This window comes from Chelatococcus sp. XZ-Ab1 (assembly GCF_029309855.1).
GTDB classification, from domain to species: Bacteria; Pseudomonadota; Alphaproteobacteria; order Rhizobiales; family Beijerinckiaceae; genus Chelatococcus_A; species Chelatococcus_A sambhunathii.
In genome coordinates, this window is record NZ_JARKII010000007.1 from 39,553 (window position 1) to 64,908 (window position 25,356).

The 25,356-nt window shown below is 68.4% G+C and carries 25 protein-coding genes; 12 read left to right on the forward strand and 13 right to left on the reverse strand.

Translation table 11 applies throughout. From position 1 onward, the window contains the following. The first annotated feature begins 202 nt into the window (after window positions 1-202). The 4 genes from P2T65_RS11675 to P2T65_RS11690 all read left to right on the forward strand — a co-directional run bounded on the left by P2T65_RS11675 (window position 203) and on the right by P2T65_RS11690 (window position 3,888). A complete protein-coding gene (locus P2T65_RS11675; protein ID WP_055459868.1) occupies window positions 203-1,117 on the forward strand; it encodes a DMT family transporter in 915 nt (304 codons plus the stop codon). A gap of 104 nt (window positions 1,118-1,221) precedes the next feature. Then, window positions 1,222-2,004 carry a TIGR00730 family Rossman fold protein gene (locus P2T65_RS11680; RefSeq protein ID WP_055459867.1) on the forward strand — a complete coding sequence of 261 codons (783 nt, stop codon included), beginning with the start codon at window positions 1,222-1,224 and terminating at the stop codon, window positions 2,002-2,004. A gap of 32 nt (window positions 2,005-2,036) precedes the next feature. Further along, window positions 2,037-2,825 carry a DeoR/GlpR family DNA-binding transcription regulator gene (locus P2T65_RS11685; protein WP_276199829.1) on the forward strand — a complete coding sequence of 263 codons (789 nt, stop codon included), beginning with the start codon at window positions 2,037-2,039 and terminating at the stop codon, window positions 2,823-2,825. Window positions 2,826-2,940: 115 nt separating this feature from the next. Continuing rightward, window positions 2,941-3,888, forward strand: coding sequence for a homocysteine S-methyltransferase family protein (locus P2T65_RS11690; RefSeq protein WP_276199830.1), 948 nt, complete (start codon window positions 2,941-2,943; stop codon window positions 3,886-3,888). 6 nt (window positions 3,889-3,894) lie between these two features. Here P2T65_RS11690 and P2T65_RS11695 read toward each other — a convergent pair whose 3' ends face one another. Beyond that, window positions 3,895-4,098: a cation transporter gene (locus tag P2T65_RS11695; protein ID WP_055459864.1), complete on the reverse strand. Its 204-nt coding sequence runs from the start codon at window positions 4,096-4,098 to the stop codon at window positions 3,895-3,897. A gap of 173 nt (window positions 4,099-4,271) precedes the next feature. Here P2T65_RS11695 and P2T65_RS11700 point away from each other — a divergent pair, with 173 nt between their 5' ends. Both P2T65_RS11700 and cueR read left to right on the forward strand, forming a co-directional pair. After that, a complete protein-coding gene (locus P2T65_RS11700; RefSeq protein WP_276199831.1) occupies window positions 4,272-6,788 on the forward strand; it encodes a heavy metal translocating P-type ATPase in 2,517 nt (838 codons plus the stop codon). An 11-nt stretch (window positions 6,789-6,799) separates the two neighbouring features. Further along, window positions 6,800-7,240: a Cu(I)-responsive transcriptional regulator gene (gene cueR, locus P2T65_RS11705; RefSeq protein WP_276199832.1), complete on the forward strand. Its 441-nt coding sequence runs from the start codon at window positions 6,800-6,802 to the stop codon at window positions 7,238-7,240. Between the two features lie 11 nt (window positions 7,241-7,251). On the opposite strand, the gene P2T65_RS11710 is transcribed toward cueR, so the two are convergent. The 3 genes from P2T65_RS11710 to P2T65_RS11720 all read right to left on the reverse strand — a co-directional run bounded on the left by P2T65_RS11710 (window position 7,252) and on the right by P2T65_RS11720 (window position 8,945). Further along, complete coding sequence (locus P2T65_RS11710; RefSeq protein ID WP_276199833.1) at window positions 7,252-7,968, reverse strand: hypothetical protein; 717 nt, start codon at window positions 7,966-7,968, stop codon at window positions 7,252-7,254. Between the two features lie 31 nt (window positions 7,969-7,999). Next, entirely contained in the window at window positions 8,000-8,740 is a 741-nt protein-coding gene (locus P2T65_RS11715) for a hypothetical protein (protein ID WP_055459932.1), read from the reverse strand. A gap of 82 nt (window positions 8,741-8,822) precedes the next feature. Continuing rightward, entirely contained in the window at window positions 8,823-8,945 is a 123-nt protein-coding gene (locus P2T65_RS11720; protein ID WP_276199834.1) for a hypothetical protein, read from the reverse strand. Between P2T65_RS11720 and P2T65_RS11725 the strand changes: the two genes are divergently transcribed. Continuing rightward, window positions 8,944-9,708 (forward strand): CPBP family glutamic-type intramembrane protease, encoded by a 765-nt coding sequence (locus tag P2T65_RS11725; RefSeq protein WP_071923139.1) that lies wholly within the window; start codon window positions 8,944-8,946, stop codon window positions 9,706-9,708. The two genes, P2T65_RS11720 and P2T65_RS11725, sit on opposite strands and share 2 nt — an antisense overlap. A gap of 38 nt (window positions 9,709-9,746) precedes the next feature. Here P2T65_RS11725 and P2T65_RS11730 read toward each other — a convergent pair whose 3' ends face one another. From P2T65_RS11730 to putA, 6 genes are all read right to left on the reverse strand, one after another. Then, window positions 9,747-10,349: a methyltransferase domain-containing protein gene (locus P2T65_RS11730; RefSeq protein WP_276199835.1), complete on the reverse strand. Its 603-nt coding sequence runs from the start codon at window positions 10,347-10,349 to the stop codon at window positions 9,747-9,749. Between the two features lie 80 nt (window positions 10,350-10,429). Beyond that, the gene (locus P2T65_RS11735) at window positions 10,430-11,797 is read right to left on the reverse strand and encodes a HAMP domain-containing sensor histidine kinase (RefSeq protein WP_055459859.1); all 1,368 of its coding nucleotides are present in this window, start codon (window positions 11,795-11,797) and stop codon (window positions 10,430-10,432) included. After that, a complete protein-coding gene (locus P2T65_RS11740; protein ID WP_055459858.1) occupies window positions 11,794-12,480 on the reverse strand; it encodes a response regulator transcription factor in 687 nt (228 codons plus the stop codon). Before P2T65_RS11740 ends, P2T65_RS11735 begins: the two co-directional genes overlap by 4 nt. A gap of 140 nt (window positions 12,481-12,620) precedes the next feature. After that, window positions 12,621-13,157 carry a carboxymuconolactone decarboxylase family protein gene (locus P2T65_RS11745; protein ID WP_019402474.1) on the reverse strand — a complete coding sequence of 179 codons (537 nt, stop codon included), beginning with the start codon at window positions 13,155-13,157 and terminating at the stop codon, window positions 12,621-12,623. A gap of 61 nt (window positions 13,158-13,218) precedes the next feature. Further along, on the reverse strand, window positions 13,219-13,773 hold the full coding sequence (locus tag P2T65_RS11750) for a peroxiredoxin (protein WP_019402473.1): 555 nt from the start codon (window positions 13,771-13,773) through the stop codon (window positions 13,219-13,221). A gap of 250 nt (window positions 13,774-14,023) precedes the next feature. After that, entirely contained in the window at window positions 14,024-17,140 is a 3,117-nt protein-coding gene (putA, locus tag P2T65_RS11755; RefSeq protein WP_276199836.1) for a bifunctional proline dehydrogenase/L-glutamate gamma-semialdehyde dehydrogenase PutA, read from the reverse strand. Between the two features lie 123 nt (window positions 17,141-17,263). Here putA and P2T65_RS11760 point away from each other — a divergent pair, with 123 nt between their 5' ends. From P2T65_RS11760 to P2T65_RS11780, 5 genes are all read left to right on the forward strand, one after another. Continuing rightward, window positions 17,264-17,722, forward strand: a complete 459-nt coding sequence (locus tag P2T65_RS11760) for an Lrp/AsnC ligand binding domain-containing protein (protein WP_055459856.1) — start codon at window positions 17,264-17,266, stop codon at window positions 17,720-17,722. Between the two features lie 201 nt (window positions 17,723-17,923). Next, a complete protein-coding gene (locus P2T65_RS11765) occupies window positions 17,924-18,985 on the forward strand; it encodes an ABC transporter substrate-binding protein (RefSeq protein WP_276199837.1) in 1,062 nt (353 codons plus the stop codon). 79 nt (window positions 18,986-19,064) lie between these two features. After that, window positions 19,065-19,853 (forward strand): ABC transporter ATP-binding protein, encoded by a 789-nt coding sequence (locus tag P2T65_RS11770; protein ID WP_063188063.1) that lies wholly within the window; start codon window positions 19,065-19,067, stop codon window positions 19,851-19,853. 98 nt (window positions 19,854-19,951) lie between these two features. Beyond that, window positions 19,952-20,698, forward strand: a complete 747-nt coding sequence (locus tag P2T65_RS11775) for an ABC transporter permease (protein WP_063188321.1) — start codon at window positions 19,952-19,954, stop codon at window positions 20,696-20,698. Between the two features lie 79 nt (window positions 20,699-20,777). Next, a complete protein-coding gene (locus P2T65_RS11780; RefSeq protein ID WP_276199838.1) occupies window positions 20,778-22,394 on the forward strand; it encodes an acyl-CoA synthetase in 1,617 nt (538 codons plus the stop codon). A 68-nt stretch (window positions 22,395-22,462) separates the two neighbouring features. On the opposite strand, the gene P2T65_RS11785 is transcribed toward P2T65_RS11780, so the two are convergent. The 3 genes from P2T65_RS11785 to P2T65_RS11795 all read right to left on the reverse strand — a co-directional run bounded on the left by P2T65_RS11785 (window position 22,463) and on the right by P2T65_RS11795 (window position 25,316). After that, complete coding sequence (locus tag P2T65_RS11785; protein ID WP_055459853.1) at window positions 22,463-22,864, reverse strand: F0F1 ATP synthase subunit epsilon; 402 nt, start codon at window positions 22,862-22,864, stop codon at window positions 22,463-22,465. 83 nt (window positions 22,865-22,947) lie between these two features. Next, entirely contained in the window at window positions 22,948-24,399 is a 1,452-nt protein-coding gene (atpD, locus tag P2T65_RS11790; protein WP_055459852.1) for a F0F1 ATP synthase subunit beta, read from the reverse strand. Between the two features lie 35 nt (window positions 24,400-24,434). Next, a complete protein-coding gene (locus P2T65_RS11795) occupies window positions 24,435-25,316 on the reverse strand; it encodes a F0F1 ATP synthase subunit gamma (protein ID WP_055459851.1) in 882 nt (293 codons plus the stop codon). Window positions 25,317-25,356: the final 40 nt, after the last annotated feature.

Here is a 25,356-nt window from a genome sequence, read left to right on the forward strand (position 1 = left end):
GCCGCCCGGATGGAGGCTCACGACGCTTGTACGCACCCATCCGATCGTCCGACGATCAAGGGATGCGCCTCGCGCTGGCGCCGGGCGCGTCCTGCAATGCTGCCGGCTAGCCATGCGCTGGGTGCGCTTGCCTTTCCCGCTGTGCCGGGCGATGCACAGACGTTGAGCAGGTCGGCATTTATCCGGCCGGGGGAGGTGCAGCATGTCGGCAACACCGGCGCGCGAGGATGACGCGGCCGCCGCCAAGGCGTCGCCGCCGGGCAATGCTCTCCTGGGCATCAGCCTGATGATGCTCGGCATCTTCATGTTTTCCGTCAACGACGTGCTCGGCAAGTGGCTGGTCGCCACCTTCACGGTGGCGCAGGTGCTGCTGATCCGCAGCTTCGCAGCGCTCCTCGTCCTTGCGCCATTCGTGTGGCGCGAAGGTCTCGGCAACATCCTCACGCTGCCGAAGCCCGGGCTGCAGCTCGCCCGCGTCGTCTTCGCCACCTTCGAGGTCGTGTTCTTCTACTGGGCCGTCATCGGCCTGCCGCTCGCCGATGTGGTCACCTATTATCTGGCCGGCCCCATCTATGTGACAGCGCTGTCGGCGCTTTTCCTGCGCGAGAAGGTCGGCTGGCGGCGCTGGACGGCTGTGCTCGTCGGCTTCGTCGGCGTTCTCATCGCGCTGCGCCCCTCGGCAGCGACGCTGGACGTCTATGCGCTCGTGGCGCTGCTCGGCAGCATCTTCTTCGCCCTCCTGATGATCACGACTCGTCACCTGCGCGGCACGAGCGACACGTCCCTCGTCTTCTGGCAGACACTGGGCGCCCTTGTCTTCGGCATCGCGCTTGCGCCGTTCGGCTGGGTGCCGCCGGCGACGGGCGATTTCGCGCTGCTGTCGCTCCTCGGCGTCGTGGCGCTCGCGGCGCACATCTGCGTGACGCGCGCGCTCAAGCACGCGAGCGCCTCGGTGCTCGCTCCCTACCAGTACATGCTGATCGTCTGGGCAGTCATCCTCGGCTATCTCGTCTTTGGCGACATCCCGGACGCAGCCATGCTCGCCGGCGCGGCCATCATCATCGCGGCGGGCCTCTTCATCTTCCTGCGCGAGCAGGCGCTGCTGCGTCAGCGCTGACCTCGCAGGCTCGACAAAGCCACCGGGCCTGCTAATCGGGAAGGGTTTGAAATAACTCTGAACAAATGAGGCAGGCGGTGGCGACCCAAGACAACCGACAGCAGATGCAATCCCCCTCCTACCGCCTGCCGGCGCTGGACCAGGACTTCCTGCTCGGGGATTCGATGCGCGGCGTGCGCTTCCTGCTCGAATATGCCAAGGCCGAGGAAGCGTTGCGAAACTGGGGCGTGCGCTCGACAATCGTTGTCTTCGGTACCGCGCGGGCCCGGCCTCTCGACGATATGACCGCGGACGAGACGGTTGGCGACCGCGAGCGCAAGCAACTCGCCCGCCGGGCCCGCTGGTATGAGGAGGCGCGCCGTTTCGGCCGCATCGCCTCCGAGCGCGGCGGGGCCATGGAGCACGACCATGGCCAGCGTGACAATGTCATCGCCACCGGCGGTGGGCCTGGCATCATGGAGGCGGCAAACCGTGGCGCCTTCGAGGCCGGCGCGCCCTCCATCGGCTTCAACATCACCTTGCAGCACGAGCAGGAGCCGAACGCCTATTCGACGCCCGAGCTCACTTTCCGCTTCCATTATTTCGCGATGCGCAAGATGCATCTTGCCATGCGCGCCAATGCCCTCGTTGTCTTCCCCGGCGGTTTCGGCACACTCGACGAGCTGTTCGAGCTCCTCACCCTGCAGCAGACGCAGAAGGCGCCGCGCCTGCCGGTGGTGCTCTATGACGAGAGCTACTGGCGCTCGATCATCAATTTCCATGCGCTGGTGGAGGAGGGCACCATTTCCCCGCACGACCTCGACCTGTTCGAGTTCGCCGAGAGCGCCGAGGAAATCTGGGACAAGCTCGTTGCCTCCGGCCTCAGGCTGCCCCCACAATCGCGCTGATCCGAATCGGCCCGAGCGGCAGGGGCGGCCCCATGAGCGACAGTATCACACCGCGCCAGCAGGAGATCCTGGCCATCGCGCGCGTCCAGGGCCGGGTCAATGTCGAGGACCTCGCCGGGCGCTTCGAGGTGACGCCGCAGACCATCCGCAAGGATCTCAACGAGCTCTGCGACCGGCGGCTGATGACACGGGTGCACGGCGGCGCCATCGTCGTCTCGGGCGTCGAGAACCTGTCCTACGAGGCCCGCCGCCTCATCGCTCATACCAGCAAGCGGGCCATCGGCGAGGCGGCGGCGCGGCTGGTTCCGAACAATGCCTCGCTCTTCATCAACATTGGCACGACGACGGAGGAGGTGGCGCGCGCGCTCGTCGACCACGAGGGTTTGCTCGTCATCACGAACAATCTCAACGTGGCGACGCTGCTCTATCGCCATCCGGCCATCGACGTCATCCTTGCGGGCGGGCCGGTGCGCCGGGCCGACGGGGCCATCATCGGCTCGGCGGCGGTCGAGTTCGTGCGCCAGTTCAAGGTGGATTATGCCGTCATCGGCGCATCGGCCATCGACGAGGACGGGGCGCTGCTCGATTTCGACTACCGGGAAGTGCGGGTCGCGCGCGCCATCATCGAGAATGCGCGCCGCGTTGTCCTCGTCGCCGATGCGCACAAGCTCGACCGCACGGCACCGGTGCGCATTGCCGATCTGCGCGAGGTCGATGTCTTCGTGACCGACCGGCTGACCTCCGCCCCATTGCGCGAATTGTGCGCCGACCACGGCGTGGAGATCGTCGAGGTGGGCGAGACGCCTGTCGAGGAAGCGTAGCGACCTGCGCTCCGGTAGAAAGCCGCTCCCTGCGGGGCGCCGTGTGCGCCGCGGCACAGACGGCGCGCGCCGCAAGCGCGCCTCATAGGTCGTTCCACGCCGAAAGGAGCGGACGATGGCACTCTACCGACAGCGACTGCCGCAGCTCGACGGTCAGCCCTTCCTGGCGGATGGCGGGCTGGAGACCACCCTCGTCTTTCACGACAATCTCGACCTGCCCTGTTTTGCCGCCTTTCCTCTCGTGCTCGACGAGGAGGGCCGCGAGCGCCTGAGCCGTTATTTCGTGCCCTATCTCGAGCTCGCCCGCGCCCGCGGCGTCGGCTTCGTGCTCGACACGGCGACGTGGCGGGCCAGCCCTGACTGGGGTGCGCGCCTCGGCTATACCATGGCCGACCTCGCCCGGGTGCAGCGGGCCTCCGTCACGCTTGCGGAGGAGCTGCGCCGGCGTTTCGAGGCCGCCGGCACCCCCATCGTCATCAACGGGGCCATCGGCCCGCGCGGCGACGGCTATATCGCCGATACCAGCATGTCGCCCGCGGAGGCGGAGAGCTACCACGGCCATCAGGTCGACGCGCTAGCGGCGACGGAGACCGACATGGTGAGCGCGATCACCATGACCTATGCGCGCGAGGCCGCCGGCATCGCCCGCGCCGCACGGGCGAACGCCATGCCGGTCGCCATTTCCTTCACGGTGGAGACAGACGGGCGGCTGCCGTCCGGCGAGAGCCTTGCCGAAGCCATCGCGATGGTGGATGACGAGACCGGCGGCTATCCCGCCTATTACATGATCAACTGCGCGCACCCGACGCATTTCGCCGGGGTGCTCGACGACGACGGCGCCCCTTGGCGCCGCCGCATCGGCGGCATTCGTGCCAATGCCTCGAGGACGAGCCATGCCGAGCTCGACGCGGCGACCGAGCTCGATCCCGGCGATCCGATCGATCTTGGCCGGCGCTACAGGGCGCTGCGCGAGGGGCTGATGCGCCATGTATGCGTGCTCGGCGGCTGTTGTGGCACCGACATCCGCCACCTGCGCGCGATCTGCGAGGAGTGCCTCGACTGACGCCGCTCAGGCGGCGATCCGTTCCGCCGGATAGCCGGCCGCGTCGATGGCGCGGCGGATCGCGGCCTCGTCGCGCGTCGTCTTGACCGTCACCTTGCGGGCGGAAAGGTCGACGGCAACCTCCGCGTGGGCATCGAGCGCCTTGACGGCGCGCTCGATGGCCGCGACGCAATGGCCGCAGCTCATCTCGGGAACCTGGAACGTGAGCATGGATGATCTCCGGAACGATTGATCCCGGCCCTGTCTAATCCTTCCCATCATAGTAAGGTCAAGCGGCTTCAGCCGATGGAGGGCCCTTGCAACGGCTCTTGCAACGGCCCTTGACCTTCCCATCATGGGAAGCCTCATGTGAGGGGCAACTTCGAGACATGTGGGAGTTGCCGATGAAGAGATCACCCGACGAGGCCGGCTCGGCCGGCGCCGTCGCCGCGCAGGGCCCGACGGTTTTCCTGCCCATCGAGGGCATGACCTGCGCCTCCTGCGTGCGGCGCGTCGAGAGGGCCATCGCCGGCGCCTCCGGTGTCGCGGCGGCCGACGTCAATCTCGCGACCGAGCGGGCGCGGATCGCCTTCGCCGGCCGCGACGCCGACATCGCGCCCGTCGTCGCCGCCGTCGCCGAGGCCGGCTATTCGGTCGCCGTCGAGACCAGCCGCTTCGCCGTCGAGGGCATGACCTGCGCCTCCTGCGTCGCGCGCATCGAGAAGGCGCTCCGCGCGGTGCCCGGCGTCATCGCGGCGAGCGTCAACCTCGCCACCGGCGAGGCCCTCGTGCAGCACGCCGCAGGTACGGTCGACGCGGCTGCGCTTGTCGCGGCGGTGGAGCGGGCCGGCTACGGCATGCGCCCGCTCGACGGGGTCGCGGCCGGCGGGGCCGAGGCGACAGACCGGCGTGACGAGGAGGCGCGCCTTCTGCGTCGCGACGTCGCCCTGGCCGCCGTCATGACGCTGCCGATCGTCATCGTGGAGATGGGAGCTCACCTCTTCTCCGATTTCCACCACTGGGTGATGGCGACGCTCGGCGATCTCAACTGGCCGCTGCAGTTCGCGCTGACGGCCGCCGTGCTCGCCCTGCCTGGCCGCCGCTTCTTCGCGAAGGGCGTGCCCGCCCTTGTGCGCGGCGCGCCGGACATGAACGCCCTCGTCGTGCTCGGCGCGGGCGCGGCCTTCCTCTACTCGAGCGTGGCGACCTTTGCTCCCGCCCTGCTGCCGGCCGAGACGACCCACGTCTATTTCGAGGCGGCGGCGGTCATCGTCACCCTCATCCTCGTCGGCCGCTATCTGGAGGCGCGGGCGAAGGGCCGCACCGGCGAGGCCGTGCGCCGCCTCGTCGGCCTGCAGCCGCGCACGGCGCGCGTCCTGCGCGACGGCACCGAGCAGGAGATTGCCATCGGCGCCGTCGCGGCGGGTGATACCGTCGTGGTGCGCCCCGGCGAGCGCATCGCCGTCGATGGCGAGGTTCTCGACGGCCGTTCCTTTGTCGACGAGTCCATGATCACGGGCGAGCCGGTCCCCGTTGCCAAGGAAGCGGGGGCGGAGGTGGTGGCGGGCACGGTCAACGGCACCGGCTCCTTCACCTTCCGCGCCACCAAGGTGGGCGCCGAGACGCTGCTCGCCCAGATCATCCGCATGGTCGAGGCGGCCCAGGGCGCGAAGCTGCCCATCCAGGGCCTCGTCGACAAGGTCACGGCCTGGTTCGTGCCGGCGGTCGTCGCCGTCGCGAGCGCGACCTTCCTCACCTGGTTGGCCCTCGGCCCCGATCCGGCGCTATCCTTTGCGCTCGTCAATGCGGTGGCGGTGCTCATCATCGCCTGCCCCTGCGCCATGGGGCTCGCGACACCCACCTCGATCATGGTCGCCACGGGCCGGGCGGCGGAGCTCGGCGTCCTCTTCCGCAAGGGGGACGCGCTGCAGAGCCTGCGGGGCGTGCGCACCGTCGCCCTCGACAAGACGGGCACCCTGACCGAGGGCCGGCCGTCGCTGACCGATCTTGTCACCGCCGATGGCTTCGACGAGACCGAGGTGCTCGGCCTCCTCGCCTCGGCCGAGGCGCGCTCCGAGCACCCGATCGCCCAGGCGGTGGTGCGCGCCGCCGAGGAGCGGGGCCTTGGCCTGGCCCCCGCCGAGGCCTTCTCGGCGGATCCCGGCTTCGGCGTCAGCGCCGTCATCGCGGGCCGCCGGGTCGAGGTCGGCGCGGACCGCCTGATGCAACGGCTCGGCGTGGCCGTCGCGCCCTTCGCCGAAGAGGCGGCGCGGCTCGCGGACGAGGGGCGCACGCCGCTCTATGTCGCCGTCGACGGGCGTCTCGCCGCCATCGTCGCCGTCGCGGACACGGTCAAGCCCTCGACGCCGGCCGCTCTGGCGGCTCTGCATGCGCTCGGCCTCTCCGTCGTGATGATCACGGGCGACAACCGGCGCACGGCCGAGGCCGTCGCCCGGCGCCTCGGCATCGATGCCGTGGAAGCGGAGGTGCTGCCCGGCGGCAAGGTCGAGGTCGTCGAGCGGCTGAAGCGCGCCGGCCCCCTCGCCTTCGTCGGCGACGGCATCAACGATGCGCCGGCGCTCGCCGCCGCCGATGTCGGCATCGCCATCGGCACCGGGACGGATGTCGCCATCGAGAGCGCCGACGTGGTGCTGATGTCGGGCGCCCTCACCGGGGTCGCGACGGCGCTCGCCCTGTCGCGGGCGACGATGCGCAACATCACCGAAAACCTCTTCTGGGCCTTCGCCTACAACGTCGCGCTCATCCCCGTGGCGGCGGGCGTGCTCTATCCGGCTGCCGGCATCCTGCTGTCGCCGATGCTGGCCGCCGGTGCCATGGCCCTGTCGAGTGTCTTCGTCGTCACCAACGCCCTGCGGCTGCGGCGGTTTTCGCCGGCGCAGCCGGCAGGTGCCGGAAGCTGAGGAGCAAACCCATGAACATCGGCGAAGCCGCGGCCGCCTCCGGCGTCTCGGCCAAGATGATCCGCTATTATGAACAGATTGGCCTCGTCGCCGGCGTCGCGCGCACCGAGGCGGGCTATCGCGTCTATTCGACGAGCGACGTCCATCGGCTGCGCTTCATCCGTCGCGCGCGCGACCTCGGCTTCTCCGTCAAGGAGATCAGCGAGCTGCTCGCCCTGTGGGCCGACCGCGATCGCGCCAGCGCCGACGTGAAGCGTATCGCCACCACCCATATCGCCGATCTCGAGGAGAAGATGCGGCAGATCCGCGAGATGGTGAACACGCTCAGGCATCTCGCCGACCACTGCCATGGCGACGACCGGCCCCACTGCCCCATTCTCGACAACCTCGCCCAGGGCGACCTCGATGAGGCGCAACAGAACAGGGCAGCGCGACGCCCCGCTCGGGTGTGACGGTGCCGCGCTCAGCCCGGGTTGAAGGTCGTGGCGCCGAGACGGTGGCGCAGTTCGATGCAGTGGAACTGCGCGAAGATCTGCGTCAGCCAGTCCCGCAGGCAACTGCGGGCCACCATGGAGGGCAGGCCGCGTTCGGCGTCGATCCCCTCGACGAGCCCGAGCCGCATGCGCGCCAGCTGTTGCAGAATGGAGGGCGCGAGCACGGGGATCGAGAGGGAATGTTCGAAGCGCGCGAATGACGGCCCTGCCGATTCGCAGATGTGTTCGTTGAGCACGACGATGGTTTCGGCCGGATTGATGCGGGCGCGCAGTTGCTCGGCCTGGATGTCGAGGTCTTCGAGCGAACGTCCGTGCAGCAGCAGCACCAGTCTGAAATCGCGCCGGGCGGCTTCCGAGGCAAACTCCATCTGCTCCATGAGGTCGAGGAAGGGCTCGTAGGAGCCGTGCCACAGGTCGACCACCCGCGCTTCCGGTCCCGCCTGCAGCATGCCCTCGAACAGCCGCATCTGTCCGGCCGTGGTGGAGAGATTGACGATGTGCGCGGCGCCACTCGTTGTCGCTGCCAGTTCCGCATCGTGTGGATTGACGTCGAAGGCGAGGGGCGAGCGCCCGCTCGCCCGGCAGAACTCCAGGAAGAGTCGCGCTGAAAGGGTCTTGCCGGCGTTCGCCAGTGGCCCGCAGGCGATGAATATGGGCGTCCAGCCACTCATGACGACGTGCCGCATCGGGGCTTCCAGCTCGTTGCCTCGGCTTCGCTCAGGCTCTCTTCGCCGGGCGGGCCGTCATGATGTCGGCGAAGTGCACTCGATCGAATTCCGCGCAGACGGAGCGCAGCCAGGAGCGGACATAGCCACGCAGCACGAAGGAGTGGCCGGCTTCCTCGCCGTCGCGCGACTTGTCGGCAATGAAGGTGGAGAAGCTCGTTCCCGCGAGTTCCACCTGCTCGTAGGCCATCTCGTTGAGCTTCGGGATGGTGATTTCACCCGCGCATTTGACCTTGCCGAAATAGGCCTTGGACGTGGAGGGGCTCCAATCAAAGAAGGTGGTATCGTTCACCTTGTTCTTCACCAGGAAATACTGGGCATCGCTCGTGAAGGGCGCCGTCTCCGCAATCTCGTCCAGCGATGCGATGGACGGCCCGAGGACATGCAGGACGATGAAGTTGAAGCGTTTTTCGGCCACCGCCTCTAGAAAGCCCATGTCACGCAGCGCGGCCAGGGTTCGTCCCATCTGGCCGGCGCGCACGTCGACGACGCTCGCCTTCACGTCTGTGCGCGACAGTGTGTCGATGATGCGCATCTGGCCGGCCGTCAGCGACAGGTCGACGATCTCGGTGATATCGGGGTGGAAGCGCTGCAGCGTGCCACGAGGTGTTTCGGTGTCGAAGGCACGAGGCAGGATGTTGCGGTCGATGAGATAGTCGAGAAGGCCGCGGCACGTCGTGGTCTTGCCGACACCGCCCTTGTCGGCGCCGACCAGGATAACCGTATGTTTCATGAAATGACCCCGGTGAAAGAAAGGCTTGTGAAAACGGAACAAGTGTAAGCAAAATCATTATTCGCGCAATGGTTGTAACACGTCAAGAATGCAATTTTAGTGGCGCGGTGCTGCTGCGGCACAGGTTCATCATAACCAGGTAATCTACCCGCTTTAGCAGGGCCTGCAGCGCCGAGGCGCAACCATCGCGGAACAGGCTCGTCATGCAACCGTCCCCCCACCGTCGGCTCGTCCTGGTGTTGTCGATTCTGGGAGTCGTGGCCTCGTTCGCCACCCTGCCCGTGGCTTTCGCCCTGCACGGAGGGATGGCCGGCCTGCCCCCCTGGCCGGTCCTGATCGCCGGGATGGCGCTGCAGGCGCTGGTCGTCTTCGCGCTTGCCGCCCATCTCGGCCTGAGGTCCGCCGAGCACGTCGGGCTTCCCGGCGCACCGCTGCTGGCGGCGCTGGCCAGCGGGCGGCCCGCGCCCCTGGCGGACGCGCGCCTTGACCGGGCGGTGATGGTCGGGCTCGGCGTCGGCCTTCTGGTGGTCGCCGTGGACGGGGTTCTCTTTCGCGGCGTGCTGCCGCCTTCTGCCGCCATCTTCGGCGAGGTCGCCCTGTGGAAGCGTCTGCTCGCCGGCCTTCTGTATGGTGGCCTCGCCGAGGAGATCCTCCTGCGCCTCTTTCTTGTGTCCGCGCTCGTCTATCTCCTTGCATGCGGCTGGCGTGAGGGCGCGCGGGCCGGCACCGTGCCCGTCGTCATCGCCATCGCCGTCGCTGCGATCGTCTTCGGGCTTGGCCATCTTCCGGCCACGGCGGCACTCGCCCCGCTGACCCCTGCGATCGTCCTGCGTGCCCTGCTGCTCAACGGCCTCGTGGGTGTGGTGTGCGGGTTCATCTATGTCCGACGGGGACTGGAGGCCGCCATGATCGCTCATGCGGCCGCACATCTTCCCCTGCAGATCGCTCCGATGCTGTTCCTGCCCTGAGGTTAAGGCGCCGCATCGTGCAGGAAATGTCCGGCCCTTCAGACATGTTTCACACCGCGCCTCTGCGGGCGGGCGGTGATGCGATAGACTGCCGCCGGCGGCACATTGCGAACGGTACGCCCGAGGTGCGTCGCCCTGAGGCCGAGCCGGTCGAGGATGGTCCGCGGCACCGGGCAGCGCATGCCGTAGGTGAACTGGTAGAAGGCACCTTGGGGCCTGAGGTGGCGAAAGGCGCCATCGAGAATGGCCATGACCTTGCGCGGCGACAGGTTGAGCAGTGGCAGGCCGCTGACGACGGCCCCGGCCGGACGTCCGTCGAACAGCTCGACCTGGGCAAGTCGGGCCGCGTCCATCCACAGCACCCGGGCCCGGTCGAAGCGCGCCTGCAGGAGGCGGGCGAAGTCGGAGCCGTATTCGACGAGCACGAGGTCGCGGGCGTCAACGCCGCGGGCGAGGATCGCCTCTGTGAAGGCGCCGGTACCGGGGCCGAGTTCGATGACGGGCGCCGAGGCCGGCCCGATCTCGCGCGTGATGAGCTCGGCGAGAGCAGCGCCGGATGGCGCAACGGCGCCGACTCGGGCCGGATCGGCGCACCAGGCGCGGAGGAACTGGACGAGATCGGATGGACGGGCGACGGACATGGCTTGCGACGATCCTTCCTATGGCGGGCCCCATTCGCTTGTCGCCGACCCGGATTGTGGAAGCATGACGCCCGCCCGGATCAGTCCTCCGGCTGCGGCAGGGCGATGCGGAAGCAGGCGCCGCCGCCGGGCGCATCGACGACGGCGATGGTGCCGCCGTGCAGACGCACGATCTCGACGACGAGATGCAGCCCGAGGCCGGTGCCGTGCGAGCGCGTGTCGAGGCGCTGGAAAGGCTCGAAGATCTGCTCGCGCTGGGCCGCAGGGATGCCGTTGCCGTCGTCCGCGATCTCGACGATGCCGCCTTCGGCAACTGTGATGGTGATGAGGCCGGGCCGGCCGGCATGGTCGATGGCGTTCTGTACGAGATTGGTTAGCGCCCGCCCCAGCCCGAGCGGGTCGCCACGCACCTTCATCGTCTTCACACACGCCTCGAACGACAGTTCGAAGCCCGCGGCGATGGCGAGCGGGGCAAGGTCGGCGGCGACCTCGCGCGCCAGGGCGACGAGGTCGAGGCTTGTCATGGCACAGGGCGCCGCATCGATGCGCTGCAGGTCCAACAGCTGGCCCGCGAGGTTGGAGAGGCGCGCGGCATCGGCGAGCAGGCGCTGCCGCTGCGGGCTGTCGTCGAGTGCCTCGAGCCGCGTCGTCAAGATGGCGATGGGCGTGCGCAGCTCGTGCGCGGCATCGACGAGGAACCGCTGGCGACGCTCGTAGCCGTCATCGAGACGGGCGAGGGCGTCGTTGACGGCCGTGACGAGCGGCACGACCTCGGCCGGCACGCCGTCGAGCGGCAGGCGCCCGCCGCGCCGGCCGGCGTCGATCTGGCGTGCCTTTTCGGCGACCGTCGTCAGGCCGGCCAGCGCCCGGCCGACGACGAGCGGCGTGGCGGTCAGCGTCGCCAGCGCCATGACGAGGACGATGGGCAGGACGATGCCGGCGAAGCTGATCGTGACGGCCCAGACGATACGCCGCAGCGGTATGTCGCTACCGGGGCCGGTCAGCACCTGCACGCGCCCGGCAGCGGTATCCATCTGCTTCAGGCGGGCGATCTGCCCTGGCGGATCGCCGAGATTCCAGCCGAAGCGCGCCTGGCCGATTCGCATTGCGAATGCGCCGATGCGCGCATAGTCATCGGGCACCCGCCCCTCGGAGAGTATGGCGCCATCCTTGTCGCGCACGACGAACCACAGGTCGGGCGAGCGCTGTCGCAATTCGGCGAGCTGCCGCGTCGGACGAAGGATGAGGCCGCCGCCGCTATCGCGCCCGAGGGCATGGGCCACGGCCTCGAGGATCGCGTCCTCGGGCTCGAGCTTGCTGGCGAAGTGGCCGCCCAGCCAGAGGGTGAGGAAGACCGCGAGGACGACGAGCGCGACGACGGCCGCCTGCACCGCGATGAGCCGCGTTACCAGGCGCCGCTTGAGCGAATGGCGCGTGCCGCCTCTCATGAGGCCGGCCGCAGCAGGTAGCCGACCCCGCGGACGTTGTGGATCTCGAGGCCTGCCCCGGCTTCGGTCAGCTTGCGGCGCAGGCGTGAGACGTGGGCGTCGAGAGCGTTCGACTGGATCTCGTCGCTGTAGCCGTAGACCGCTTCCTCCAGCATGGTGCGCATTACCGTACGGCCGGCGCGGCGCAGCAGCGTCTCGAGCACCAGGAGCTCACGGCGCGGCAGGTCGAGGCGCGCGCCCCCGACGTTCGCCTCGCGATGCTCGGTGTCGAAGGTCAGATGGCCGATGCGCAGCGAGCGCTGCGAGACGGCGCCCGGCCGGCGCAGGATGGCACGCAGGCGCGCCAGCAATTCCTCGACGGCGAAGGGCTTGGGCACATAATCGTCGGCGCCGGCGTCGAGGCCGGCAACGCGATCCTCGATGTCGCCGCGGGCCGTGAGCACGATCACCGGCAGATGGCGCAGCGCCGCGCGCTCGCCGCCCCTGAGCCCGCGGACGAGATCGAGCCCCTCGCCATCCGGCAGGCGGCGGTCGACGAGGACGGCATGGTGTACCTCGCCCGCCAGCGCCTCGCGCGCCTCGGCGAGGCTCGTCACGTGATCGAGCACGATGTCGTGGCGCTGCAGGGCCGACGCCAGGGCGCCGGCCATCTCGACCTCATCTTCGACGAGCAGGATCCGCAATGGTCGCTCCGCTGTGCCGGACCATCATCTGTGAGCGGCGATCATTGCGGAAGCGTTGCGCCGCGCGGGTCCTGCCGTGCCCGGAATGAAAAAGCGCCGCGCGTGGCGGCCCTTCGCTCGTCCCGGCCGGCAGGCGCGGCTCACGCGGCCGTCGCGAGCGCGGCGGCCTCCAGCGCCACGGCGGCGGACTGGATGATGGCGGCGAAGCGCACCGCCGTCTGCACGGTGGCCGTCGGCAGGCCGGCATCCTTGAGCACCTTCTCGTGCGCGTCGATGCACATGCCGCAGCCGTTGATGGCCGAGACGGCCAGGGACCACAGCTCGAAATCGACCTTGTCGACGCCGGGGTTGCCGATGACGTTCATGCGCAGCTTCGCCGGCAGGGTGCCGTATTCCTTGTTCGAGGCAAGGTGGACGAAGCGGTAGTAGACGTTGTTCATCGCCATGATCGAGGCGGCGGCGCGGGCGGCGTCGAGCGCCACCGGCGACAGCTTGGCCTTGGCCTCGGCCTCGCAGGCGGCGGCCACCTCGGCGTTGCGGGTGGCGATGCCGCAGGCGAGGATGAGACCGTACTTCTGCTGCTCGCTCAGGGTTTCGTCCTGGGCCAGCGACGAAAGATTGAGCCGCACGTCCTTGGCGAAGTCGGGGATCTTGCTCTTCAGCGTGTCGAACGACATCGATTGCGTCCTTGGCTTCAGGGGCGGGTGAGGGCCGGGCATGCCCGCCCGGCCCCGCGGCTCACGCGGCCTTCAGCGTGGCGCCGCCGACCTCGCGGTTGCAGGGGCAGAGCTCGTCCGTCTGCAGGGCGTCGAGAACGCGCAGCGTGTCCTTGGGGTTGCGGCCGACGTTGAGGTTGGTCGCATAGACGTGCTGGATGGTGTTCTCGTTGTCGACGATGAAGGTGTAGCGGTAGGCGACACCGTCCGGCGAGCGCACGCCGAGCCCGTCGACCAGGGAGCCGTTGGTATCGGCGAAGGACCAGATCGGCAGCTTGTCGAGGTCGGGATGGGCGCGGCGCCAGGCGAGCTTCACGAACTCGTTGTCCGTCGAGCCGCCGAGGACGACGCAGTCACGGTCCGCGAACTCGCCGGCGAGGCGGGCGAACTCCGCGATCTCGGTCGGGCACACGAAGGTGAAGTCCTTCGGATAGAAGAAGATCACCTTCCACTTGCCGGCAAAGCTCTCGTCCGTGATCGTCTCGAAGGCGCTCTGGCCGTTCTCTTCGTGGTTGTTGAAGCCGGGCTTGACGCCGGTGACGCTGAACGAGGGGAGCTTGTCGCCGATTCCGAGCATGTCGCTTCTCCGCAAAGCAGTGGCCGCGCCGCGCCTGCCGCGCCCGCGCCGCCGAGGGGAAATTGGCTGGAAGGAGCCACGGACGCAGCTCCTGTGCAGCGCACAAATCATGCGCTGCGCCGCGACAATAGCCGCGCCGCGGCGAAAGTAAATTGCGCAGGCCGCATGGCGGGCCCGGTGCGACGAATGGCTCGCGGCTACCTGCTTTCCCTCGCCCGTGCGGGGGGCGGGGAGAGCGGCGCCGTCCCTTTTATTCGCCCATCGCGATCAGGCTGGCATTGCCGCCGGCGGCAGCGGTGTTGATCGTCACCGTCTGCTCGGTGGCGAAGCGCAGGAGGTAGTGTGGTCCGCCTGCCTTCGGCCCGGTACCGGAGAGACCGTGGCCGCCGAAGGGCTGGGTCCCGACCACCGCGCCGATGATGTTGCGGTTGACGTAGACATTGCCCGTCTCGAGTCGTGCGACGATCCGCGCGACCGTGTCCTCGATGCGCGAGTGGATGCCGAGCGTCAGGCCATAGCCCGTGGCATCGATGGCGGCGATCACGTCGTCGAGCCTGTTCGCCTTGTAGCGCACGACATGCAGGATGGGGCCGAAGATCTCTTCCTTGAGGTCGCTCGGGCCGGCGAGCTCGAACACGTGGGGGCCGACATAGGTGCCCGGCGTCGGGCCGGGTGTGGCAAGATGCGTGCGGGCGCTCTCCTTCATCGCCTTGATATGGGCCTCGAGCTTCTCCTTGGCCTCGGCATCGATCACGGGCCCCACATGGACGGACGGATCGCGCGGATCGCCCACCTTGAGCTCGCGTGCGGCGCCTACCACCATCTCGATCATCCGGTCCGCGACATCCTCCTGCACGCACATGAGGCGCAGCGCCGAGCAGCGCTGACCAGCGGAGCGGAAGGCGGACGTGACGACGTCGTCGGCCACCTGCTCGGGCAGAGCGGTCGCGTCGACGATCATGGCATTGATGCCGCCCGTTTCGGCGATGAGTGGCACGATCGGCCCTTCCTTGGCGGCAAGCGTGCGGTTGATGATGCGCGCGACCTCCGTCGAGCCGGTGAAGACGACGCCGGCGACGGCCGGGTGGGCGACGAGCCGGGCGCCGATGCGCCCGTCGCCGGGCACGTAGTGGAGGGCGCTTCTCGGCACACCGGCCTCGTGCAGCAGCTTCACCGCCTCGAAGGCGATCACGGGCGTTTGCTCGGCCGGCTTGGCGACGACTGAATTGCCGGCGACGAGCGCCGCCGTCACCTGCCCGAGGAAGATGGCGAGCGGGAAATTCCACGGCGAGATGGCGACGAAGGGGCCGCGCCCGCGCAGCACGAGGCGGTTCTCTTCGCCCGTCGGGCCGGGCATCACCGTACCCTCGCCGAAGAGCCGCTCGGCCTGCCGCGCATAATAGCGGCAGAAGTCCACTGCTTCGCGTAGGTCCGCCACCGCGTCGTCGAGCGTCTTGCCGGCTTCGACCTGCAGTAGGTTGAGGAACAGCCCGCGCCGCGCCTCCAGAAGGTCGGAAGCCTTGCAGATGGCTTCGGCACGCGTCGCGGCGGGCGTTGCCGCCCAGGCACTAAAACCGGCCTTCGCCGCCGCCATCGCCACATCGGCGGTAGCCTCGTCCGCATCCTCGACGACGCCGGCGACGGTCCTGCCGTCGATGGGGCTGACGATCTCGCGGCGCGTGCCGGGCCGGGCTTCGCCGCCGACGATGGCCCGTGCCGGTGCCGTCGGCAGGCCCGCCTTCTTCAGGTCGTCCATGAGACGGGACAACTCCTCCGCGTGGCCGAATTCGACGCCGGCGGAATTGACGCGCGAGCCATAGAGCGCCGCTGGCAAAGGCAGGCGCGGGTGGGTAGCCGCCTCGGGCGTGCCGATGATCGCCGCCGGCCGCTTGAGGATCTCGGCGATCGGCACGTTCGGGTCGGCGGCCACCGAGACGAAGGAGGAATTGGCGCCGTTTTCGAGCAGGCGGCGCACCAGATAGGCGAGGAGGTCGCGGTGCCCCCCGACCGGCGCATAGGTACGGCAGGCGGTGCCCGGCACGGCCTCGAACAGCTTGCCGTAGAGCGCCTCGCCCATGCCGTGCAGGCGCTGGAACTCGAATCCGTCCGTATTGCCGGCCCGTTCGACGATGCTGGCGACGGTGAGCGCATTGTGGGTGGCGAACTGCGGAAAGATGCGCGGCCGCAAGGCAAGCAGCTTCTCGGCACAGGCCATGTAGTTCAGATCCGTCATCGCCTTGCGGGTGAAGACGGGGTAGCCGGCAAGGCCGCGCTCCTGGGCGCGCTTGATCTCCGTGTCCCAGTAGGCGCCTTTGACGAGGCGCACCATGAAGCGGCGGTTATGGTGTTCGGCGAGAGCGGCGATCCAGTCGATCACGGCCGCGGCGCGCTTCTGGTAGGCCTGGATGGCGAGGCCGAAGCCGTCCCAGCCGGCGAGCGAGGGAGCGGCGACGACGGCGGCGATGACGTCGAGCGACAGCTCCAGCCGGTCCGCCTCCTCGGCGTCGATCGTGAAGTTGAGGTCGTAGCCCTTGGCCTTTTCGGCGAGCGCGATCACCTGCGGCACGAGCTCCGCCATCACCCGCGCGTGGCTCACCGCCTCGTAGCGGGGGTGAAGCGCCGAGAGCTTCACGGAGATGCCCGGGCGGTTGGGCAGCGGCTCGTTGCCGGCGGCCCGGCCGATGGCGTCGATGGCTTGCGCATAGGAGCGCCAGTAGCGGTCAGCGTCGTCCTGCGTGCGCGCCCCCTCGCCCAGCATGTCGAAGGAATAGCGGTAGATGCGGCCCGCGCCGGACTGGGCACGCTTCAGCGCCTCCTCGATGGTCTGGCCGAGCACGAAATGGTTGCCGAGCACCCGCATGGCCTGGCGCGTCGCCGTGCGCACCGCCGGCAGGCCGATGCGCTTGGCAAGCTGGCCGAGGATGCCCTCGGGCGTCTCGCCGGGCTGGATGATGCGTGCCGTCACGCCGAGCGCCCAGGCCGAGGCTGAGACGAGGAAGGCATCGGACTTCGACTCGTGGCGGGCGAAGTCGCCCTGGCCGAGCTTGTCCTCGATCAGTCGGTCGGCGGTGACGCTGTCGGGCACGCGCAGCAGCGCTTCCGCCAGCACCATCAGCGCGAGCCCCTCGCGCGTCGACAACGAATACTCGCGCAGCAGTTCCTCGACGCCGCCGAGGCCGCCACTCCTGGAGCGGATCGCCTCGATGAGGCTTCCCGCCAGCCTATCGATGCCACGCTCGCGCTCCGGCACCAGCGCGGCCCTGGCCATGAGCTCACGGGCGATCGCCGCATCGTCGGGCGCGAAGGGGGCCCGGAAGGGCGGCAGGGGGGCGTCAGGCGGGTTGCTGGCGGAAGAGGCGGAATGCATTGACGATCAACTCCTTGAGAGATCGTCAGGATACCGCGGATATCGCCGTGGTTCGATTTGACGAAAGCGGGAATTGTCAGCAGAAATCGCTATAAAAAGAAATCAGGATAGTGAGAATGATAAGTGATCGACCGCACTGACAAGCGCATCCTCGCCGTCCTGCAGGCGGACGGGCGCATCACCACCGTGGAACTCGCCGAGCGAATCGGCCTGTCGCCGACCGCGACGAGCGAGCGGCTGAAGCGCCTGACGCGCGAGGGCTACATCACCGGCTATGGCGCACGGCTCGACCCGCGCAAGCTTGGCCTCGAACTGATGGTCTTCGTCGAGGTGTCCCTCGACAAGACGACACCCGACATCTTCGAGCGTTTCGCCGAAGCCGTGCGCCGCGCGCCGGAGGTGCTGGAGTGCCACATGGTGGCCGGCGGCTTCGACTATCTCGTCAAGACGCGCGTCGCCGACATGGCCGCCTACCGCCGCTTCCTCGGCGACGTGCTGCTGTCGCTGCCCGGCGTCACCGAGACGCGCACCTATGCCGTGATGGAGGAGGTGAAGAGCGACGGCGCGCTGCCGGTGGCATAGGCGGCCGGGCGGAGGACTGAAACGTTAGGAAAAGATACGCTTTGTGACCGGCTGGCCAGCCATCGTCCTTGACAGGCGCGGCAGTGCCGTCACGATCAGCAGGAAGGAGCTCTTTCGCCGGTTTCGGCCCGGTACGAATATTGCTTCGACAACGATGACGCGCCTTACGCGTCCGCACGCTTCCAGTCTGGAGTCCGTCCGATGTCCCTTCCGTCCGTATTGAGCCCCTTCGGTCAGTGCCGGCGTACCGCCTTGAGGACCTTCGCCGGTGTCGTGGCCGGTGCCGCTGTGTTCTGGACGGGCGCCGCGGCGGCGCAAACGCCCCTGCGTTTCACGCTCGACTGGCGGTTCGAGGGGCCGGCGGCGCCGTTCCTGGTCGCCATCGACAAGGGCTATTTCAAGGACGAGGGGCTGGACGTCACCATCGACACCGGCAACGGCTCGCGCGAGGCCATCCCGCGTGTCGCCTCGGGCACCTATGACATGGGCTTCGGCGATATCAACTCGCTGGTGCGCTTCCGCGACGAGAACCCCAATGTCGATGTGAAGGCGGTGATGATGGTCTACGACCGGCCGCCCTTCTCCATCATCGGCCGCAAGAGCCGCGGCATCTCCTCTGATCCCAAGAGCCTCGAGGGCAAGACCTTCGGCGCCCCGGTCGCCGACGGCGCCTTCGCGCAGTGGCCGATCTTCAAGCAGGTCAACGGGCTCGACGACTCCAGGATGAAGTTCGAGAACGTCGGCTTTCCGGTGCGCGAGCCCATGCTCGCCTCCGGCGAGGTCGACGCCATCTTCGGCTTCGCCATGTCGTCGCTCATCAACCTGAAGTCGCGTGGCGTCGCCGTGGACGACATTGTCGTCATGCTGATGGGCGACTATGGCGTCGAGCTCTACGGCAATGCCATCATGGTCTCCGCCAAGTTCGCGGCGGAGAAGCCGGAGGCGGTGAAGGGTTTTCTGCGCGCCTTCGTGCGCGGCCTCAAGGACACCGTCGCCAATCCCTCCGCTGCGGTCGACAGCGTCATCAAGCGTAACGACGTCGCCAAGAAGGAGGTGGAACTCGAGCGCCTGCAGATGAACCTCGCCCAGAACGTCATCACGCCGTGGGTCAAGGAGAACGGCTTCGGCGGCATCGACGCGGCGCGGTTCGAGAAGGCGCTGGAGCAGATCGGCCTCACCTTCACCTTCAAGAAGAAGCCGGTCGCCGGCGAGATCTTCGTCGACACCTACCTGCCCCCGCACACCGAGCGGATGATCGACTGACCGTTCCGTCGCGTCGTCCGCCTCGCCCGGCCGCCGTCTCCCGGCGGCCGGCTCCGGGGCCAAGGGAAAGGTGACCCGCTTGAATGCTTTCGTCGCCCTGAAGGACGTCACCCACGCCTATGGCAGCGGTGACGGCTTTCCCGCCGTCGAGCACCTGTCGCTCTCCATCGCGGAGGGGGAGTTCGCCGCCGTCGTCGGCCCCTCCGGCTGCGGCAAGTCCACGCTGATGAAGCTCGCCACGGGCCTGCAGTTCCCGCGCGCCGGCACCATCCTCGTCGGCGGTGCGCCGGTGACACAGCCGGTGAGAATCGCCGGCATGGCCTTCCAGAACCCGACGCTGCTGCCGTGGCGCACCACGCTCGAGAACCTGCTCCTGCCGCTCGAGATCGTCGAGCCGCACCGCAGCCGGCTAAAGCGCGAGCGCGGCAGCTACGTCGCCAAGGCCGAGCGCCTGCTCGCCCAGGTGGGGCTCAAGGGCCAGGGCGGGAAATATCCGTGGGAGCTCTCGGGCGGCATGCAGCAGCGTGCCTCCCTGTGCCGGGCGCTCATCCATGAGCCGCAGCTCCTTCTCCTCGACGAACCCTTCGGCGCGCTCGACGCCTTCACGCGCGAGGAGCTGTGGTGCGTGATCCGCGACCTGCACGCCGAACGCCGGATGACGGTGGTGCTCGTCACCCACGATCTGCGCGAGGCCACCTTCCTCGCCGACCGCATCTTCTGCATGAGCGCTCGCCCCGGCCGCATCGTCGCCGAGCGGGTAGTCAACTTTCCCCGTCCGCGCGATCTCGAGGTCACCTATACAAAGGCGTTCATCGACATCGTGCACGAGCTGCGCGGTCACATCGCCGATGCGAGGAAAACAGCATGAGCGCCGAGGCCGATACCGTCTCCGCTACAGCTGAAGCTGAGGCGCGCGCCGTGCGTGACGCCGCTGCGCGCGCCCGGGCATCGCAGGCGCGCCGGCTCATGCTGGCGCCCTGGCTCTGCACAATCGGCTTCTTCCTGCTATGGGAGGTGTTCTGCCGCGTCTTCGGCGTCTCCTCCTATGTGCTGCCGGCGCCGAGCGACATCCTCGACGCGACCATCGCCTATTGGTGGCCGCTCCTGTTCCACTCCTTCCACACGCTGTGGATGACCACGGCCGGCTTCATCCTCGCCATCGTCTTCGGCCTGGTGCTGGGGCTCGCGCTCGGCGCCTCGCGTTTCGTCCATGCCGGGCTCTATCCGCTCCTCGTCGGCTTCAATGCCATTCCCAAGGTGGCGGTGGTGCCGATCCTCGTCATCTGGTTCGGCGTCGGCTGGCTGCCGGCGGTGCTCACCGCCTTCATGATCTCCTTCTTCCCCATCGTCGTGAATGTCGCCACCGGCCTCGCCACCATCGAGCCGGAGGTGGAGGACGTGCTCAGAGCGCTCGGCGCGAGGAAGCTCGACATCATGCTGAAGGTAGGCGTGCCGCGCTCGCTGCCCTACTTCTTCGGCTCGCTGAAGGTGGCGATCACGCTCGCCTATGTCGGCTCGGTGATCGCGGAGTACAATGCCTCGCGCAACGGCATCGGCAACCTGATGGCGCGCGCCAGCGCGGACTTCAACGTGCCGCTGCTCTTCGCCGCCCTCATCGCGCTCGCGGTCCTCGGCATCATGATCTACGCCGTGATGGCCTGGCTGGAGCGGCGCATGACCGGCTGGGCCCAGCGCTCGCAGTTCGCCGCCTGATCGTCCGGCGCCCCCGGCCGGCATGGTGATTTTGCGGCGTTTTGCCTATAAACACGGCACGTCCCACATGAGGGTGCCGATGCTGCCCGATATTCGCGACTATGATGCGCTCGTTGCCGGCTTCCGCTGGCGTATTCCCGAGCGCTACAACATCGGCGTCGATTGCTGTGACCGCTGGGCGGCGGCGGATCCCGAGCGGCCGGCCATCCTCGATGTCGCTCGCGACGGCACGGTCGAGGCCCTGACCTATGGCACCCTGCGGCGCCGCTCGAACCGTCTTGCCCATGCGCTCGGCCGCCGTGGCATCGCGGCCGGCGACCGGGTGGCGATCCTCCTGCCGCAGTCGCAGCAGGTGGCGATCGCCCATATCGCCATCTACAAGCTCGGCGCCGTTGCCCTGCCGCTTGCCATGCTCTTTGGCGTCGACGCGCTGAGCTACCGCCTCGTGGATGCGGGCGCCCGCGCCATCATTACCAATGCCGCCGGCCTTGCGACGCTCGAGGCCATCGACGTGCCGTTGCCCGACCTCGCCGTGATCGTCAGCACCGACGGACCGGACGGCACGGCGATCGGCTTCGACGAGATGCTCGCGGAGGCGGATGAGGACTTCGTGCCGCGTGACACGGGGCCGGACGATCCCGCCATGATGATCTATACCTCGGGCACCACCGGCAATCCCAAGGGCGCCTTGCACGGCCATCGCGTGCTGCTCGGCCACCTGCCGGGTGTGGAGATGCCGCACGAGTTCCTGCCCCGGCCGGGCGACAGGCTGTGGACGCCGGCCGACTGGGCCTGGGCGGGCGGCCTGCTCAATGTGCTGCTGCCCGGCCTGCATCACGGCGTGCCGGTGGTGGCGCGCAAGTTCGAGAAGTTCGACCCGGAAGAAGCCTTCGACCTCATGGCGCGCCTTGAGGTGCGCAACACCTTCATTCCGCCGACGGCGCTCCGGATGCTGCGCAGCGTGCCGCGGCCCCGGGCGCGCTTTAACCTCCGCCTGCGGACCCTCGCCTCGGGCGGAGAGGCGCTGGGCGAGGCGACCTTCGCCTGGGGCCGGGAGGAGCTCGGGCTCGCCATCAACGAGTTCTACGGCCAGACCGAGTGCAACCTCGTGCTCGCCTCCTGCGCCGCGATCGGCGTCTCGCGTGCCGGGGCGATCGGCAAACCGGTGCCGGGCCACACCGTGGCGGTCATCCGGCGGGACGGCACGCGCTGCGAGGCGGGGGAACTCGGGCAGATCGCGGTGCTGCGGCCCGATCCCGTGATGTTCCTCGAATACTGGCGCCGGCCCGAGGCGACGCGCGACAAGTTCGTCGGCGACTGGATGACGACGGGCGATCAGGGCAGCCTGGACGCCGACGGCTACATCCACTTCGTCGGCCGCGACGACGACGTCATCACCTCGGCCGGCTACCGCATCGGTCCAGGAGAGATCGAGGATTGCCTCATCAAGCACGAGGCCGTCTCGCTCGCGGCCGTGGTCGGCAAGCCGGATCCGGTGCGCACGGAGATCGTCAAGGCCTTCATCGTGCTGCGCGACGGCTATGTGCCATCCGAGGCCCTCGCCGCCGATATCAAGGCCTTCGTGCGCGAGCGTCTGTCAGCCCACGAATACCCGCGCGAGATCGCCTTTCGCGACGAACTGCCGCTGACGACCACGGGCAAGGTGATCCGCCGGCTGCTGCGGTCCGAGGCCTGACGGCAAGCCGCCTCGACGCAAAAGGCCGCCCTGCAGGGCGGCCTTTCAAAAGGCTGTGGCGAGAATGCTCAGTGCACCAGCGCGTCGCGCAGCTCGGTGAGCTGGGAGAGGCGCTCGGCCGCCGCCTGGCGAGCTTCGTCGGTCTTGGCGTCGGCCACGTCTTCCTCGGCATCGCGGACGTGCTGGGCGAGTGTCGCGACGTCAAGCTCTTCCATCGGCAGCGCCACTTCGGCGAGGATGGTGAGGCCATCCGGGCCGACATCGGCGAATCCGCCGCGCACGAAGAGGCGGCGCACGGCGCCCTTGCCCTCACTGACGGCGACGACGCCGGGCTTGAGCACGGCCATCACCGGCGCGTGGCCGGCCATCACCGTCATCTCGCCCTCGCTCGAAGGCACGACGACGCTCTCGACCTCGCCGGAGAAGAGAAGCCGCTCGGGTGAGACGAGCTCGAACGTAAAAGTCGCCATGTCGATCTGTCTCCGAAACAGGAATCGGGCCTTTGCGCCGTCAGGCCCGGCCAAGGCGGGGGCCGCGGCCGGACGCTTGAAGCTTACGCGGCTTCGGCGGCGAGGCGCTTGGCCTTCTCGACCGCCTGCTCGATCGTGCCGACCATGTAGAAGGCGGCCTCCGGCAGGTGGTCATAGGCGCCTTCGCACAGGCCCTTGAAGCCCTTGATGGTGTCCTCGATGGCGACGAGCTGGCCCGGCGCACCGGTGAACACCTCGGCGACGAAGAACGGCTGCGACAGGAAGCGCTCGATCTTGCGGGCGCGCGCTACCGTGAGCTTGTCCTCTTCCGAGAGTTCGTCCATGCCGAGAATGGCGATGATGTCCTGCAGCGACTTGTAGCGCTGCAGGATCTGCTGCACCTGGCGGGCCACCTGGTAGTGCTCCTCGCCGACGATGCGCGGGTCGAGCATGCGCGAGGTGGAGTCGAGCGGGTCGACGGCCGGGTAGATGCCCTTCTCGGAGATGGCGCGCGACAGCACGGTCGTGGCGTCGAGGTGGGCGAAGGACGTGGCCGGCGCCGGGTCGGTCAGGTCGTCGGCCGGCACGTAGATCGCCTGCACCGAGGTGATCGAGCCCTTCGTCGTGGTGGTGATGCGCTCCTGCAGTGCGCCCATGTCTGTGGCGAGCGTCGGCTGATAGCCCACCGCCGAGGGAATGCGGCCGAGAAGCGCCGACACCTCGGAGCCCGCCTGCGTGAAGCGGAAGATGTTGTCGACGAAGAACAGCACGTCCTGGCCCTTGTCGCGGAAATGCTCAGCGACGGTGAGGCCGGTGAGCGCAACGCGGGCGCGGGCGCCGGGCGGCTCGTTCATCTGGCCGTAGACGAGGGCGCACTTGGAGCCGGCTGTCGAGCCGCCGTGCTCCTTCGGGTCCTTGTTCACGCCCGATTCGATCATCTCGTGGTAGAGGTCGTTGCCCTCGCGCGTACGCTCTCCGACGCCGGCGAACACCGAGTAGCCGCCGTGGGCCTTGGCGACGTTGTTGATGAGCTCCTGGATGAGCACGGTCTTGCCGACGCCGGCGCCGCCGAAGAGGCCGATCTTGCCGCCACGGGCGTAAGGGGCGAGGAGGTCGATGACCTTGATGCCGGTGACGAGGATCTGCGCTTCGGTGGACTGCTCGGCATAGCTCGGGGCCGGCTGGTGGATGGCGCGCGTGTCCTCGGCCGGGACAGGGCCGGCCTCGTCCACCGGCTCGCCGATGACGTTCATGATGCGGCCGAGTGTGCCGTCGCCGACCGGCACCTTGATCGGGGCGCCCGTGTCCGTCACGGCCTGGCCGCGCACAAGACCCTCGGAGGTGTCCATCGCGATGCAGCGCACGGTGTTCTCGCCGAGCTGCTGGGCCACCTCGAGCACGAGCCGGTTGCCCTGGTTCGTCGTCTCGAGCGCGTTCAGGATCTCCGGCAGGTGCCCGTCGAACTGCACGTCGACGACCGCGCCGATGACCTGGGTGATGCGTCCGACCGCCTTGTCGCTCGCCTTGTTCGCCATTTTCTAAACCCTCACGGTCCAATCAGAGCGGGGCCTCAAAGAGCCTCGGCGCCCGAGATGATTTCGATGAGTTCCTTGGTGATCATCGCCTGACGCGTCCGGTTGTAGGTCAGCGTCTGCTTCTTGATCATTTCGCCGGCATTGCGCGTCGCGTTGTCCATGGCGGACATGCGCGCGCCCTGCTCGGAGGCACCGTTCTCGAGCAGCGCCCGGAAGATCTGCACCGAGACGTTGCGCGGCAGGAGTGCTGCGAGGATCTCCTCCTCGCCCGGCTCGTAGTCGTAGACGGCATCGAGGCCGGTCGCCGCCTTCGTCTCGCCGTCGAACTCGGCCGGAATGATCTGCTGCGCCGTCGGCACCTGCGAGATCACCGACTTGAACTTGCTGTAGAACAGCGTCGCCACGTCGAACGCACCGGCGTCGAACATCTGCAGCACCTTGCGGCCCACGGCGTCGGCGTTCTCGAAGCCGATCTGGCGCACCGAGCGCAGTTCGATGAGCTCGATGATCTGATCCTTGAACTGCCGGCGCAGGATGTCGTAGCCCTTCTTGCCGACGCACAGGATCTTCACCGTCTTGCCCTGCGCCATCAGCGCATTGGCCTTGTCGCGGGCAAGACGCGCGATGGAGCTGTTGAAGGCGCCGCACAGGCCGCGCTCGGCCGTGCAGACGATCAAGAGGTGCGTCTCGTCACGGCCCGTGCCGGCGAGAAGGCGCGGCGCGCCTTCCGTCACCGTCATGCGCGAGGCGAGGTTGGCGAGGACCGTCTCCATGCGTTCGGCATAGGGACGGGCCGCCTCGGCCGCCGTCTGGGCACGGCGCAGCTTGGCTGCCGCCACCATCTGCATGGCCTTGGTGATCTTCTGCGTCGCCTTCACCGAGGCGATGCGGTTGCGCAGATCCTTCAAGCTCGGCATGACGAGCGCCTATTCCCCGTTGCTGCGATGGCAGGTGCGG

Excerpts from the sequence above, each read along its gene's own strand:
- P2T65_RS11710 (WP_276199833.1), bottom strand. The coding sequence starts at position 7,968 with ATGCGGCACGTCGTCATGAGTGGCTGGACGCCCATATTCATCGCCTGC.
- P2T65_RS11765 (WP_276199837.1), top strand. The coding sequence starts at position 17,924 with ATGTCCCTTCCGTCCGTATTGAGCCCCTTCGGTCAGTGCCGGCGTACC.
- P2T65_RS11745 (WP_019402474.1), bottom strand. The coding sequence starts at position 13,157 with ATGTCGTTCGACACGCTGAAGAGCAAGATCCCCGACTTCGCCAAGGAC.
- P2T65_RS11720 (WP_276199834.1), bottom strand. The coding sequence starts at position 8,945 with ATGACGAGCCTGTTCCGCGATGGTTGCGCCTCGGCGCTGCAGGCCCTG.
- P2T65_RS11695 (WP_055459864.1), bottom strand. The coding sequence starts at position 4,098 with ATGCTCACGTTCCAGGTTCCCGAGATGAGCTGCGGCCATTGCGTCGCG.
- P2T65_RS11700 (WP_276199831.1), top strand. The coding sequence starts at position 4,272 with ATGAAGAGATCACCCGACGAGGCCGGCTCGGCCGGCGCCGTCGCCGCG.
- P2T65_RS11795 (WP_055459851.1), bottom strand. The coding sequence starts at position 25,316 with ATGCCGAGCTTGAAGGATCTGCGCAACCGCATCGCCTCGGTGAAGGCG.
- P2T65_RS11730 (WP_276199835.1), bottom strand. The coding sequence starts at position 10,349 with ATGTCCGTCGCCCGTCCATCCGATCTCGTCCAGTTCCTCCGCGCCTGG.
- P2T65_RS11750 (WP_019402473.1), bottom strand. The coding sequence starts at position 13,773 with ATGCTCGGAATCGGCGACAAGCTCCCCTCGTTCAGCGTCACCGGCGTC.
- P2T65_RS11775 (WP_063188321.1), top strand. The coding sequence starts at position 19,952 with ATGCTGGCGCCCTGGCTCTGCACAATCGGCTTCTTCCTGCTATGGGAG.
- P2T65_RS11685 (WP_276199829.1), top strand. The coding sequence starts at position 2,037 with ATGAGCGACAGTATCACACCGCGCCAGCAGGAGATCCTGGCCATCGCG.
- P2T65_RS11780 (WP_276199838.1), top strand. The coding sequence starts at position 20,778 with ATGCTGCCCGATATTCGCGACTATGATGCGCTCGTTGCCGGCTTCCGC.
- P2T65_RS11725 (WP_071923139.1), top strand. The coding sequence starts at position 8,944 with ATGCAACCGTCCCCCCACCGTCGGCTCGTCCTGGTGTTGTCGATTCTG.
- atpD (WP_055459852.1), bottom strand. The coding sequence starts at position 24,399 with ATGGCGAACAAGGCGAGCGACAAGGCGGTCGGACGCATCACCCAGGTC.
- P2T65_RS11675 (WP_055459868.1), top strand. The coding sequence starts at position 203 with ATGTCGGCAACACCGGCGCGCGAGGATGACGCGGCCGCCGCCAAGGCG.
- P2T65_RS11785 (WP_055459853.1), bottom strand. The coding sequence starts at position 22,864 with ATGGCGACTTTTACGTTCGAGCTCGTCTCACCCGAGCGGCTTCTCTTC.
- P2T65_RS11690 (WP_276199830.1), top strand. The coding sequence starts at position 2,941 with ATGGCACTCTACCGACAGCGACTGCCGCAGCTCGACGGTCAGCCCTTC.
- cueR (WP_276199832.1), top strand. The coding sequence starts at position 6,800 with ATGAACATCGGCGAAGCCGCGGCCGCCTCCGGCGTCTCGGCCAAGATG.
- P2T65_RS11735 (WP_055459859.1), bottom strand. The coding sequence starts at position 11,797 with ATGAGAGGCGGCACGCGCCATTCGCTCAAGCGGCGCCTGGTAACGCGG.
- putA (WP_276199836.1), bottom strand. The coding sequence starts at position 17,140 with ATGCATTCCGCCTCTTCCGCCAGCAACCCGCCTGACGCCCCCCTGCCG.
- P2T65_RS11680 (WP_055459867.1), top strand. The coding sequence starts at position 1,222 with ATGCAATCCCCCTCCTACCGCCTGCCGGCGCTGGACCAGGACTTCCTG.
- P2T65_RS11715 (WP_055459932.1), bottom strand. The coding sequence starts at position 8,740 with ATGAAACATACGGTTATCCTGGTCGGCGCCGACAAGGGCGGTGTCGGC.